This window comes from Streptomyces sp. Je 1-79 (genome assembly GCF_025195125.1).
GTDB lineage: Bacteria > Actinomycetota > Actinomycetes > Streptomycetales > Streptomycetaceae > Streptomyces.
Genome location: NZ_JAMGSL010000004.1, coordinates 342,299 through 355,061, shown reverse-complemented (window position 1 = coordinate 355,061; position 12,763 = coordinate 342,299). Strand labels below are relative to the sequence as shown.

Annotated in this window: 13 protein-coding genes; 7 read left to right on the top strand and 6 right to left on the bottom strand. The window is 72.4% G+C overall.

The features are described from left to right. Nucleotides 1-3: 3 nt before the first annotated feature. From M5362_RS09540 to M5362_RS09525, 4 genes are all read right to left on the bottom strand, one after another. Nucleotides 4-1,761, bottom strand: a complete 1,758-nt coding sequence (locus M5362_RS09540) for an AfsR/SARP family transcriptional regulator (protein WP_260226945.1) — start codon at nucleotides 1,759-1,761, stop codon at nucleotides 4-6. Nucleotides 1,762-1,770: 9 nt separating this feature from the next. Then, nucleotides 1,771-2,088: a hypothetical protein gene (locus M5362_RS09535; RefSeq protein ID WP_260226944.1), complete on the bottom strand. Its 318-nt coding sequence runs from the start codon at nucleotides 2,086-2,088 to the stop codon at nucleotides 1,771-1,773. Between the two features lie 211 nt (nucleotides 2,089-2,299). Next, on the bottom strand, nucleotides 2,300-4,129 hold the full coding sequence (locus M5362_RS09530; protein ID WP_260226943.1) for an ABC transporter ATP-binding protein: 1,830 nt from the start codon (nucleotides 4,127-4,129) through the stop codon (nucleotides 2,300-2,302). 95 nt (nucleotides 4,130-4,224) lie between these two features. Further along, nucleotides 4,225-4,701: a carboxymuconolactone decarboxylase family protein gene (locus tag M5362_RS09525; protein ID WP_260227162.1), complete on the bottom strand. Its 477-nt coding sequence runs from the start codon at nucleotides 4,699-4,701 to the stop codon at nucleotides 4,225-4,227. Between the two features lie 108 nt (nucleotides 4,702-4,809). On the opposite strand from M5362_RS09525, the gene M5362_RS09520 reads away from it, so the two are divergent. The 4 genes from M5362_RS09520 (at nucleotide 4,810) to M5362_RS09505 (ending at nucleotide 7,127) form a co-directional block, all read left to right on the top strand. Next, complete coding sequence (locus M5362_RS09520) at nucleotides 4,810-5,733, top strand: pirin family protein (RefSeq protein ID WP_260226942.1); 924 nt, start codon at nucleotides 4,810-4,812, stop codon at nucleotides 5,731-5,733. Between the two features lie 74 nt (nucleotides 5,734-5,807). Beyond that, nucleotides 5,808-6,149 (top strand): GNAT family N-acetyltransferase, encoded by a 342-nt coding sequence (locus M5362_RS09515; protein WP_260226941.1) that lies wholly within the window; start codon nucleotides 5,808-5,810, stop codon nucleotides 6,147-6,149. 176 nt (nucleotides 6,150-6,325) lie between these two features. Beyond that, the gene (locus M5362_RS09510) at nucleotides 6,326-6,769 is read left to right on the top strand and encodes a DUF6325 family protein (RefSeq protein ID WP_260226940.1); all 444 of its coding nucleotides are present in this window, start codon (nucleotides 6,326-6,328) and stop codon (nucleotides 6,767-6,769) included. Nucleotides 6,770-6,821: 52 nt separating this feature from the next. Next, nucleotides 6,822-7,127 (top strand): SHOCT domain-containing protein, encoded by a 306-nt coding sequence (locus M5362_RS09505; protein ID WP_260226939.1) that lies wholly within the window; start codon nucleotides 6,822-6,824, stop codon nucleotides 7,125-7,127. A gap of 10 nt (nucleotides 7,128-7,137) precedes the next feature. On the opposite strand, the gene M5362_RS09500 is transcribed toward M5362_RS09505, so the two are convergent. Then, the gene (locus M5362_RS09500; protein ID WP_260226938.1) at nucleotides 7,138-8,049 is read right to left on the bottom strand and encodes a YhjD/YihY/BrkB family envelope integrity protein; all 912 of its coding nucleotides are present in this window, start codon (nucleotides 8,047-8,049) and stop codon (nucleotides 7,138-7,140) included. Nucleotides 8,050-8,459: 410 nt separating this feature from the next. Between M5362_RS09500 and M5362_RS09495 the strand changes: the two genes are divergently transcribed. The 3 genes from M5362_RS09495 to M5362_RS09485 all read left to right on the top strand — a co-directional run bounded on the left by M5362_RS09495 (nucleotide 8,460) and on the right by M5362_RS09485 (nucleotide 11,293). Beyond that, nucleotides 8,460-9,077, top strand: a complete 618-nt coding sequence (locus M5362_RS09495; protein WP_260226937.1) for a TetR/AcrR family transcriptional regulator — start codon at nucleotides 8,460-8,462, stop codon at nucleotides 9,075-9,077. Nucleotides 9,078-9,165: 88 nt separating this feature from the next. After that, complete coding sequence (locus M5362_RS09490; RefSeq protein WP_260226936.1) at nucleotides 9,166-10,839, top strand: acyl-CoA dehydrogenase family protein; 1,674 nt, start codon at nucleotides 9,166-9,168, stop codon at nucleotides 10,837-10,839. Nucleotides 10,840-10,984: 145 nt separating this feature from the next. Continuing rightward, nucleotides 10,985-11,293, top strand: coding sequence for a DUF3040 domain-containing protein (locus M5362_RS09485; RefSeq protein WP_260226935.1), 309 nt, complete (start codon nucleotides 10,985-10,987; stop codon nucleotides 11,291-11,293). 112 nt (nucleotides 11,294-11,405) lie between these two features. On the opposite strand, the gene M5362_RS09480 is transcribed toward M5362_RS09485, so the two are convergent. Continuing rightward, nucleotides 11,406-12,761, bottom strand: a complete 1,356-nt coding sequence (locus M5362_RS09480; protein WP_260226934.1) for an NAD(P)/FAD-dependent oxidoreductase — start codon at nucleotides 12,759-12,761, stop codon at nucleotides 11,406-11,408. Nucleotides 12,762-12,763 lie beyond the last annotated feature (2 nt).

Genomic DNA, 12,763 nt, shown 5'->3' with positions numbered 1-12,763 from the left:
GCGTCATACCTTCTCTGTCGGTCGCGTACGTTCGGCGTTGCGCCGCGCGTATCTGCGCAGCAGGTCGTGCATCCGGTACGGGCCGGGCGGCCCCGCCTCCAGGAAGCCGGAGTCCGCGAGCCGCTCCAACGTCCCCTCGGCCTCCTCGACGCCTCCGCAGTCCTCGGCGTGGAACTCCCGGGGCAGCGAGCCCAGCCGCCCGAAGACCTCGACGAGGCGCGGGTCGAGCCGGTCGAGCGCGGTGGCCAGCACCCGGTCCACGGACATGCCCGGGGAGTCCGGCAGCGCCAGCCGGGCGACGGGGTCGCCCGCGAGCCACTCCGCGCCCTCGCCGAGCTTCAGCTCGGGCCTGGTGAGCAGGCGGGCCGCGGCGATCCGCAGCGCCAGGGGGAAGTGCCCGCACAGCTCGGCCAGTCGGCGTACGGCCTCCGGTTCGGCCTCGGCGCGCTCGGCGCCCAGGACCGCGTGGAGCAGCCCGTGGGACTCCTCGGGGTCGAACACGGACAGCCGGTGCACCCAGCCGCCGTGGGTGGCGACCAGTCCGGCGAGCCCCATGCGGCTGGTGACGACGGCCGCCCCGCCGGGGCCGACGGGGAGGAGCGGGCGGACCTGTTCGGCGTCGGCCACGTCGTCGAGGACGAGCAGCGCGCGTTCCTCCGGCCGCCGGTCGCGCAGGACCTCCGCCACCTCGGCCGCAACCTCGCCCGGTGGGCGGGACGCTCCGTGCGGGTCGGTCATGCGCACCAGGAGCCGGCCCCCGGGAAAGGCGTCCCGGACCAGGTGGGCGACGTGGGCGGCGAGCGCGGTCTTGCCGATGCCGGGGGCTCCGGTGACGAGTACGGTCACCGCCTCCTCGCGTGGTGCGGCGAGCCGGGCGGTCATGGCGGCGACCTCGCCGGCGCGGCCGGTGAAGGAGGGCACGACCGGCACGGGCGCGACGAGCGGCGGCCCCGTCGCGGTCGCGGCTGCCGGGGCGGGGAGCGCGGCCCGTACGGGCACGGCCGTGCCGGAGCGCGCGGGGCCCAGGTCCTCGCCGCGCAGGATGGCCAGTTCCAGCCGGCGCAGGGCCGGCGACGGGTCCACGCCCAGTTCGTCGAGGAGGTACTCCTTGATCCGCCGGTACTCGGCCAGCGCCTCCGCCTGCCGTCCCGTCCGGTAGAGCGCCTCGATCAGCTGCTCGTGGAACCGCTCGTATCCCGGGTGGGCGCGGGTGACGTCCCAGAGGTCCACGAGCGCGTCGCCGCAGCGGTCGAGGGAGAGGAGCAGGTCGCAGACACGTTCCACCGTGCGCAGCCGTTCCTCGACCAGCCGGGGCACCGCGTCCCGGTGGAGGACGTCGGAGCGCACGTTGGTGAGGGGGGCGCCCTGCCAGAGCGACAACGCGTCCTTGAGGAGGTGCAGTTCGGCGAGGGGGTCGTGGTCGGCGGTGGCCCGCCGGACCTGGTCGCGGAAGCCGATGAGGTCGAGGGTGCGCGGACCGGCGCTGATGCGGTAGCCCCCGGGGACCGCCTCGATGGGGGCCTCGGTCACCCCGTGTTTGACGAAGAGCCGGCGCAGGCGCATGACGCAGGTCTGAAGGGCCGCCTTGGCGGTGGCCGGCTGGTCCTCGCCCCAGATGGCCTGCTGGAGGTAGTCGGCCGAGACCACGCCGTTCGCATGGAGCAGCAGCGTGGCCAGCAGGTTGGTGGGCCGGGACGGAGCGAGGACGACGGTCTCGGGCCCGTCCGCGAGGCTCAGCGGCCCGAGCAGCTGGAACCGCATCGGAGCTGCCTAGTCCCAGCCGTTGACCAGCTTGCACACCGGCGGGGGTTCGACAGGGAACGGCAGCCCGGCGGAGAAGGCCTCCCACTCGGCGCAGAGGGCGGCCAGGGCCTCGCGCGGGGTGTGCGGCGACGGGTCCCACGGCGCGTCGGCGGTCCCCGCGGACAGCCCCGTCACGGCGGTCGACGCGTCGGCGGTCGTGGCCTCGGCCTGCCCCGCGGCGGCGGTCCCGGCCGACAGGGTGAGCGCGATGAGCGTCAGGGCGAGCGCGGCAGCGGCACGCGCCGCCCAAGCGCCGGGCTTCTTCGAACACGGATGTGCGTCCATGCGTCCCCCTGTGCCTGTGGGTGGATTCCTCCGCCTCGCCGGAACCGGCCCGGCCGCATCGAACGATGCCAGCGGACGCGGCTCGTCGGTGCTCCCCCTCGTGACAACAACCTGACGTGCCCTGTCAGGTTGGTGCCACGATGTCGTCGAACCGCACCCACCCCGGCCCAGGTCCGTACCTTTCCCCCTCCGGCGAGCGCGGTCCGAGGGTTCAGCGCAGGTCCGCCGCCGGGGTGTCCGCGGGGGTGTCGTCGAGGAAGCCGCCCGACTGGTGCCGCCAGAGCTTCGCGTAGGCACCGTCCACGGTGAGCAGCTCCTGGTGCGTGCCCTGTTCGACGATCCGTCCGCGGTCGAGGACGACGAGCCGGTCCATGGTGGCGACCGTGCTCAGCCGGTGCGCCACCACGAGCGCCGTCCGCCCGGCCATGAGCTTCCACAGCGCGTCCTGGACCAGGATCTCGCTCTCGGAGTCCAGGGCGCTGGTCGCCTCGTCGAGCAGCAGGATCGGCGCGTCGCGCAGGATCGCCCGGGCGAGGGCGACCCGCTGACGCTGGCCGCCGGACAGCTTCACCCCGCGCTCGCCCACCATGGTGTCGAAGCCGTCGGGGAGCGCGTCGGCGAACTCCGTGACGTGCGCGGCCTCGGCGGCGCGACGGATCTCCGCTTCGGTGGCGTCCGGCCGGGCGAAGGCGATGTTGTCGCGCAGCGTGCGGTGGAACATGGCCGGGTCCTGCGGAACGTACGCGATCAGACTGCGCAGTTCGGCCTGTCGCAGGCGGCTGATGTCCTGGCCCCCGATCAGGATCCGGCCGCCGTCGATGTCCGACATCCGCAGCAGCAGCCGGGTGAGTGTGGTCTTGCCTCCGCCGGACCGGCCCACGAAGCCGATCTTCGCCCCGTCCCGCACGGCCAGGTCGAGGCCCTCGAAGAGCGGCTGGGCGCCCGCGTGGGCGAAGGTCACCCGCTCGAAGCGCACGTCGGCGCCCTGGGTGAGGAGCGGTTCGGGCGAGGCGGGGTCGCGGACGGTCGGGGGTGCGAGGAGCAGTTCGGTGAACTGCGCGGCCTCCGTCATCGAGCTTTCCAGACGGCGGTAGATCTGGTTGAACTCGAACATGATCCGCGTGGCGTTGGCGTAGTACGTGAAGACGACGACGACCGCCTCCACGCCGAGCTCTCCCGCGCCCAGCCCGAGCGCGAGCACCAGGCCCAGCACGTTGGTCAGCACGGACATCGGCGCGACCAGCGTGTCGATGCGCAGGTTGCCGTAGTCCCAGGAACGCAGGGTGAGCCGGCGCGACTCGGCGACGCGGGCCCGGTGTTCGGCGGCCTCGCGCTCCTCGGCGGCGAAGGACCGGACCGTGTCCATGTTCATCAGGCTGTCGGCGACATGGCCCGCCACCCGGGCGATCGCCTGTTCGCGCCGGGCGACGAGCAGCTGGCGGCGCCGGATCAGGGGTGTCACGCACACCGCCGTGAACGTGATCAGGGCCAGGAGACCGACGACGAGCATCGGGTCGTACTGCCACAGCACCACCGACGCGAACAGCAGGGGCACGAAGCTGCCCATGACGGAGAAGGTGAGCGTGTCGACGAACTCCTCGAAGCGGGAGGCGAAGCTCAGGACCCGCTTGGTCAGCGACCCGGCGAAGTTGTCGTGGAAGAACGCGGCGTCCTTGGCGTACAGCTCGTCCATGCCGGTGACGTACAGGTGCTCGATGCCGCGGGCGTCGAGGCGGTTCAGGCAGTGCAGTCCGACGCGCCACAGCCCCTCGGCGAGCAGGAGGACGCCGGCGAAGCCGAGGACGTACGGCAGCGCCGAGCCGAGGCTGTCCGCGGTACCGCTCTCGCCGGCGATCCCGCCGACGAGCTTGGCGACGACCAGCGGCGCGACGTAGAAGATGCCGATGTTGCCGAGGGCCGGCAGCAGCATGGCCGGCACGGTCAGCCGTCTGAGCCGGGACAGTTCCCTTCCGTAGTAGCGGAGTGCGAGGAGTACGGAGCCCTTGCTCGGTAACCCTTCGGACGATTCAGGTGATCCCATGGCGAACCCTGTGCTCTCGGATCGTCGGGTGACAAAACGGAGTCTCCCGTGAGAGCGGCCGCACGGTCCACGTGTTTTCGCGGTGACGGATTGGTTCAGGCCCTGACGTCCCGTACGGGATGCCTGCTCAGGATCGAGACGCGGTTGAACGCGTTGATGGTGATCGCCACCCAGAGGACCGCGGATATCTCGTCGTCGTTCAGGACCTCGCGGGCCTGGCCGTAGGCCCGCTCCTGCGCGAGGGCGTCCGCGGGGTCGGTAGTGGTCTCCGCGAGGGCGAGGGCCGCACGCTCCCGGGCGGTGAAGAGCTCGGTGTCCCGCCAGGCGGCGAGCACGCCGAGACGCCGGGTCGTCTCCCCTGCCCTCAGCGCGGCCCTCGTGTGGACGTCCAGGCAGGAGGCGCAGCCGTTGATCTGCGACACGCGGAGGTTGACCAGCTCCACCAGGACGCGGTCGAGGCCCGCCTCGGCGGCCGTCGTGCGGACGGCATCGGCCGTCCGCACGAGCGCCTGATAGGCCGTGGGGCTCTGCTTGTCGAGGTAGACCCGCCCGCCCGTGCGGACCTGTGCCATGTCGCTCACCGCTCGCTCCTTCGTCGGCCCGTATCCGTGCGTGTCACGGGCGCGGGCGCTATCATCACCATGATTGTTGAAAACGAAACTACACGAGAGGGGTCGGGCATGGGTGACACGGAGGTCGAGGTCCTCTCCGCCCGGGACGTCCCGCTGGGCGGTCCGCGCGCCATGACCGTACGGCGCACACTCCCGCAGCGGGCCAGGACGCTGATCGGAGCGTGGTGCTTCGCCGACCACTACGGCCCCGACGAGGTCGCCGTGTCCGGCGGAATGGACGTCGCTCCCCACCCGCACACCGGTCTGCAGACGGTGAGTTGGCTCTTCAGCGGGGAGATAGAGCACCGCGACAGCCTGGGCAGCCACGCGCTCGTACGGCCCGGGGAGCTGAACCTCATGACCGGCGGCCACGGCATCAGCCACACCGAGGTCTCCACACCCGGCACCACCGTCCTGCACGGAGTGCAGCTGTGGGTGGCGCTGCCCGACGAACACCGCCACGCCGACCGCGACTTCCGGCACCACGCCCCGAAGCCGGTACGGCTGGAGGGCGCAGAACTCCGGGTGTTCCTGGGCACACTCGCCGGCGAGACCTCTCCGGTCCCCACCTTCACCCCGCTCCTCGGCGCCGAACTCCTCCTCGACGCCGGCGCCACGGTCACCCTCACCGTCGATCCGGCCTTCGAGCACGGCCTGCTCGTCGACGAAGGAGCCGTCCGCCTCGCCGGGACGCTCCTGGGCCCGGCCGAACTCGGGTACGCCGGCCCCGGACACGCCACGCTGACCCTGACGAACGAGTCCGGCGGCCGCGCGCGGACGGTCCTCCTCGGCGGTACGCCCTTCGACGAGGAGATCGTCATGTGGTGGAACTTCATAGGCCGCAGCCACCAGGACATCGTCGAGGCCAGGGAGGAGTGGGAGCGGGCGTCCGAGCGCTTCGGTCACGTGGACGGCTACCCCGGCGACCGCCTCCCCGCCCCTGCCCTGCCGAACGCCGCGCTCTCCCCGCGCGGGAACCCGCCCCGCGCCTGACGCCCGCCCCCTGACCTCTTCACCACCCCTTGCACGTCCCACCGCCCCTTGCACGTCGACTCGAAAGGCACACCATGAGCGAGCAGGAAGCCGCCCCCGTCGTCCGGCACGTGGAGCCCCGGCACCGTTACGAGATCCTCGTCGACGACCGGCACGCCGGCCTCACCGCGTACCGCGACCGCGACGGCCGGCGGGTCTTCTTCCACACCGAGATCGACGACGCCTACGCCGGCCGGGGGCTCGCCTCGATCCTCGTCGAGCAGGCCCTGACCGATGTGCGCGCCTCCGGGCTGCGGATCGTGCCGGTCTGCCCGTACGTGGCGAAGTTCCTGAAGAAGCATGAGGAGTTCGCCGACCTCGCCGACCCGGTGACACCGGAGATCCTCCAGTGGCTGGACGGCGAACTGGCCCGCTGACCCGGCCGGCCGCCGGGGCGGCGGAGCCCGGCACGGGCCCGGGGGCGGGCCGGAGCTGACGTGCACGGGAGTGTGTGGGGTGCTGAAATGGGGGTGTCGGCCGGAATCGCGGAACTGTGCGGTCCCGGGTCTTCCGCGGCCCCCGCACCACGCACCGCACCAGGTCAGGAGCGATCATGAGCGCACCCGAAGACCTCGAGTTGGGCCCTGTCGACTACGTGGTCATCGAGTTCCCAGGCAACCGGATGACGGGCGAGGGCCTGGCTCTCCTGCTCGACCTGGTCGAGCGCCGGATCATCCGGGTCCTCGACCTGAGATTCGTCAGGAAGGATCGCGACGGCTCGGTCACCGCCGTGGAGATCGCGGACTTCGACGGCGACGGACAGCTCGACCTCGCGCTCTTCGAGGGCGCCACGTCGGGGCTGCTCGACGACGAGGACCTGCGCGACGCGGCCGAGGTTCTCGCGCCGGACTCGTCCGCCGGGGTCATCGTCTACGAGAACACCTGGGCCGGGCCCCTCGCCGCCGCCCTGCGGCGCGGCGGTGCCCAGATCGTGGCCGGTGGCCGGATTCCCGTACCGGCGCTCCTGGCGTCGATCGAGGCCTCCGAGGAAACCTGAGTCCGGCTCCGACCAGTCGTAGCGGCTGCTCGGCGAGGCAAGGAAGAAGCACATGCCTGGTCTACTGCGTGGAATCGCCCGTACCGCCGCGATCGCCGGGACGGCGACCGCCGTCTCCAACCGCGTGTCGCGCCGGCAGGCGGGCCGCTGGGCCCAGCAGGAAGAGTCGCAGGCCGCCCCGGCCCAGGGTGCCTACGCGGCGCCCGCGCCCCCGGCCGCCGCTGCCCCGCCGCCGCCCGCCGCGTCCTCGATGGACGACAAGATCTCCCAGCTGAAGGAGCTCGGCGAGCTGAAGGCGCAGGGCGTCCTGACCGAGTCCGAGTTCGAGGCCCAGAAGACCCGGATCCTGAACTCCTGAGCGCCCGCCTTCAGAGGTCCCACCGCGAGGGCGGGCTCCCGAGGCGATGGGCCAGGCCGGTCTCCTGGGCCAGCACGGCGCCCACGGTGATGGCGACGGCGACCACCGCGCAGACCACGATGAGCCAGGAGAGCATGGTGAAGACCGGGCCCAGCGACCCGTACTCGGCGAGGGTGCGGTTGAGCGCCATCGGCATGTAGAAGTGCGCGCCGAGCGACAGGGCGGTCACCGCGGCGCCGGTGAGCACCGCGCCGGGGAGCAGCGGCAGCCAGCCGATGCGACCGCCCAGCAGCAGGTGCTGGCTCCACCACCACAGGGCCGTCTGGCACACCACCGTGACGGGGATGCCGAGCCACAGTCCGGCGCCGAACCCGTTGCGCAGCGGAGCCTGGACGACCAGCACGACCAGCCAGACGACGATCCAGACGAGCCAGCGCCAGGGGGCGACCTTCGTACCGCCCTTGGGGATCGCCCACGCACGCATGCACAACCGCTGCATCGCCCGGCTCACCGCCGTGGCGGAGAGCAGCACCATCAGCGTTCCGACGAAGCCGGTGACCTGCTCCAGGGACTCCGTGTGGCTCGTGTAGAGCTTCTGCAGCTGGTCGTCCGCGGCGCCGGTGAGTCCGAAGACGGCGCGTACGGACTCGATGAGCTGGTTCTTCACCCCCTCCGGCGCGAACGAGGCGACGACGAAGAGCAGCGGGATCGCGGTCAGGAAGCACTGGGCCGCCAACCGGGTGGCGGCGTCCAGGATGTTCACCGCCAGCATGCGGGCGGTCAGGTGCGAGACGACGGGGAAGCGGATCTCGGCGGCGCTCCGCAGCCGAAGCGCGGTGACCTTCACGTGCTGGGCCTTCGCGCGCCACCACGACGGTCGGAAGACACCCCTCCGGTGGTTCGCGGCCCCCTTGTCAGCCATGAGGGGTGCTCCTTCCCTGCGTACAGGGTGCGGGACGGCGCCCGGCACGGCACCTCGGCGGCCGCGACCGTACACCCGGTGGGCGCACGGTCCGTCACGGACCGCCCCACCCGGCCCGGGGGCCCCTCACGCGTCGCCGAAGGTGATCTCCCGCTTGCCGAGGGTGGCGTGGAGCAGGCCGATCACCGCGGCCTCGGCGACGTCGGGGTGTTCGCGACCACGGCGTCCAGCACCGCGCGGGTGACCCGCTCCTCCCGGGGCCGCCCAGGACCGCGCCCGCTCCCCCGCCCCACCTGCTCGTCGACCATGCCCCGGCGCTACGCGGGGACGACGATGATCATCCACTCCGGCCAGGCCTCGCGACCGCCCCGCCTCTGGCGCCAAGGTCTGAACGGTGATTCACTGCTTCCATGGCATACCGCAAGACCCCGGCCGAGCTGGCTCGGCTCAGCAGCGCACGGGACCACCTCGTCCAGCAGGCCACCGACGTCGTGGCCGAGGTGGGCTGGGCGCAGGCCTCGGTGAACGCCGTCGCCGCGGCGGCAGGCATCGCGGCGGGCTCGGTCTACCAGCACTTCCCGTCCAAGGCGGCGCTGGCCGTCGAGGTCTTCCGGCGCGCCTCCGGCCGCGAGGTCGAGGTCCTGGGCGAGGTCCTGCGCAGCCCTGGCGACCCGGTGGAACGGCTCGCCCACGGCGTCGAGGTGTTCGCCCGGCGGTCCCTCGAACGCCGGGGCCTGGCCTACGCCCTGCTGGCGGCGCCCGCCGAGCCCGCGGTGGGCGCCGAGCGCCTGGAGTTCAGGCGCCGGTACCGGGCGCTGTTCGCGGAGGTCGTGAGCGAGGGCGTCGCCGCGGGCGTGCTGCCGCCGCAGAACGCCGAGGTCACCGCCGCGGCCTTGACCGGAGCCATCGGCGAGGTGCTGGTGGACCCGCTCGGCGCGCCCGACGGGGACTCCGCCGAACAGCTCGTCACCGAACTCACCACGCTGTCCCTGCGCTGCCTGGGCGCCGGGCCGGGCCCGGCGGGCTGACCGGGCGTACCGACGCGTACGGATCACGACCGCACCATGCTCCCGACGACCGCGCCACTCCTTCCCCACGACTCCGAAGGACACGACCATGACCACGACCCCGGTCACCCGGCCCGTCAGCGACCCCACGGCCCGCACCCATGACGTGACCAACCAGACGCCCCCGCTGGTCGGCCACGACGTCGCCGAGGACCCGGTCCTGCTGGAGGGCGTACGCCGTGAGGGCGCCGAGTGGTACCTGGACGACCTGCACCGGATCGGCCGTCGCGCCGGCAGCGAGGAGGTCCAGCGCTGGGCCGAGGAGGCCAATCGGTACGAGCCCGAACTGCGCACCCACGACCGCTACGGCAACCGGATCGACGAGGTGGACTTCCACCCCTCGTACCACTCCCTGATGGACGTCGCGATCAGCGAGGGTCTGGCCGGGGCGCCCTGGGCCGACGAGCGGCCCGGTGTCCATGTGGCGCGCGCGGCGGGCTTCATGGTGTGGAGCTCGGCCGAGGCGGGACACGGCTGTCCGGTGTCCATGACGTACGCCGCGGTGCCGGCGCTGCGCCGCTCCCCGGAGCTGGCCAAGGGGTACGAGCCGCTGCTGACCAGCCGGGTGTACGACCCGGGGCTGCGGGCGCCGGGCGTCAAGCGCGGTCTGCTGGCCGGGATGGGCATGACGGAGAAGCAGGGCGGCACCGACGTCCGCGCCAACACCACGACGGCGGTACGCACGGCCGACGGGAGCTGGCGGCTGCGCGGTCACAAGTGGTTCACCAGTGCCCCGATGAACGACGTCTTCCTCGTCCTCGCCCAGGCCCCGAGCGGTCTGTCGTGCTTCCTCGTCCCGCGAGTGCTGCCCGACGGCAGCCGCAACACCTTCCGTATCCAGCGGCTGAAGGACAAGCTCGGCAACCGCTCCAACGCCAGCAGCGAGCCCGAGTTCGACGACACCGTGGCCTGGCTGGTCGGCGACGAGGGCAAGGGCGTGCGGACCATCATCGACATGGTCACCATGACCCGCCTGGACTGCGTCCTCGGCTCCGCGTCCGGCACCCGCGCCGCTCTCGCGCAGGCCGCCCACCACGCCCGCCACCGCTCGGTGTTCGGCGCCAGGCTCATCGAACAGCCGCTGATGCGCAACGTCCTGGCCGACCTGGCCCTGGAGTCCGAGGCCGCCACCACCCTGGCGCTGCGGATCGCGGGCGCGACGGATCGCGCCCAGCGCGGCGACGCCGGCGAGCGGGCGTTCCTCCGACTGGCCACGGCGGTCGGCAAGTACTGGGTGTGCAAGCGCCAGCCGGCGGCCGTGGCCGAGGCCCTGGAGTGCCTGGGCGGCAACGGGTACGACGAGGCGTCGGGCATGCCCCGGCTGTACCGGGAGGCACCCCTCAACGGCATCTGGGAGGGCTCCGGCAACGTCAACGCCCTCGACGTACTGCGCGCCCTGTCCCGCGAACCGGAGTCCCTGGAGGCCTTCCGCGCCGAGGTGGAGGCCGCGGCGGGCGCGGACGCCCGGCTGGACTCCGCGTGGCGGGAGGTTCTGGGCGAGCTGGCGCGCCCGGAGGACGCCGAGCTGCGCGCCCGACGCCTGGTGGAACGCCTGGCGCTCGTCCTGCAGGGCTCCCTGCTCGTACGGCACGCCCCGGCCGCGGTGGCGGACGCCTTCTGCGCCTCGCGGCTGGCCGGCGACCGGGGCCTGGCCTTCGGCACGCTGCCGACGGGCATGGACCTCACGGCGATCCTCGAACGGCTCCCTGCCGGACTCGGGTGAGCGGCCGGCCGTGACGGCGCGGGGCCCGGCCGAGGGCCCGACCAGCCCCTTTGCGACGATCAGGACAGTCGGGGGTGGACGGGGAATACTTGAGGTTGCAGGGAGGTGAGACCCTCGCCTCCCGCCGGGTCTCGAGGCGGTCGTCATGAGCCAACCCACGGATGACCAGCGCATTCTTGCCGAGATCGAACGTGGCCTCAGCCACGACGATCCCGCGCTCGCCGCACGGGTGGACGCTCTGCACCAGCAGTTCCCCGACCGGCCGGCGGGTCTCGGCGAGGTCCGGGCCACGCGACGCAGCCCCCGGGTCGTGGCAGCGGTCGTGCTGACCGTCATCGCGGTGCTGGGCCTGATCCTCACGGCCGTCCTGAGCGCCCCGGCCACGCCGCCCGAAGTGAACGACGGCACCCCCCGGGGCGTCTCCATCGGCGTGACCTCGGACCGCGCTAGGTGACCGCGGGCGTCGAACACGTGTGAAGAATGCCGTCGTCGGGCAGTGAAACCGCGGTGTGGTCCGGTGGACGATGCGCCGGACGGCACCACCACCGCCATGGCGAGGTTCCGGGTCAGCGTCCCAGGCTGGAGAGAACCGCCTTTGCCGCGTTCTCGCCCGACATCGCCGCGTCGGCGAGCGACGGCATGTCGAGCTGGTAGTCGCCGGCCAGGTGGATCGGTCCGAGGGGGTCCCGCAGCGTCGGCAACGACGCGCGTCCGCCGGGCGCCCAGAACGGCACCACGCGATGGTGGCGTCGCACGATCCCGTCCCCGAGCTTCCCTTCGAGCTGGGGGTAGACCGAGAGCAGGTCCTTGGAGAACCGGGCGACGATCTCTTCGTCGGAGAGCTCGAACAAGGCGTCGGCCGACGCACCGCCCGCGAAGCATGCCAGCGCACCGCCCGGCTCGCGCGGTCCGGCTCTGCGCATGGCGGCAGCGTGGTTGAACATCGCCTGGAAGGAGAGCTGCGGCGTGGAGACGCCGAGGAGCCCGTCCCAGGGCTGAGGCCCCTCCTCTTCGGTGAAGAAGCCGACGATCACGTACCGGCCGTAGCGGATCTCGTCGAACGCGTCACGGTGCGTCTGCGGAAGTTCCGGAAGGATCTGCAGCGCGACGTCGCTGGGAACCGTGACGATGGCGCGTTTCGCGCGCAGCCTCACCGGGCGGCCCGCGTCGACGTAGTTCACAACGACCCCGTCTCCGCTCTTCTCCACGGACCGGACGGTCGAGTTGAGCCGAAGGCGTTCCCCGAGGTCCTCGGCAAGGATGTCGGTCAGGGTCTGGTTACCGCCGACCGGCAGGGCGAAGTTCGGCACCTTCGCCGGGTCCGCGAGGGCGAGTCCGATCGACACCACGAGCTGGGTCGCCGCCGTCTCCGCCGGCTCGCACCCCATCCACTGCCCCGACCAGGACCGGACCACGGCCCGGGTCAGATCGGAGCGGACACCGCGCAGGAGGTCGGATGCGAGACGCCTGTCGAGCTTGGCTCGCACCCTCTTCGCCAGCCGGCTGTCGGACTCCAGGAACGGGACGGCCGAGAGGATACGGGCCCCGACCATCGCCATGCCGACCCGGTCCATGAAACTCATCCGCGTGCGGAACATGAGGGCGAATATGTTGGACGTGTCGACCAGGACCCCGTTGAGGACCAGCCCCACGCTCGTGTCGGCCAGCGATCCCATCTCGACACCGTGCCGGTGGAGAGCGTCGATCAACGGTCCGGTCCCCTCCGTGAACTGGGTCCCGACGTTGATCCAGTAGTCGCCCTTCCGGACCGTCTCGACGCGTCCGCCCGGCCGGTCCCCCGCCTCGAGCACAACGACGTCGGCCTTGCCTGCGACGGTCGTCGCCGCCATGAGACCCGACATTCCCGCGCCGACGACCACGACGTCGCAGGTCTCCTCGTCCACACGTTCCCTTGCGGCCATGG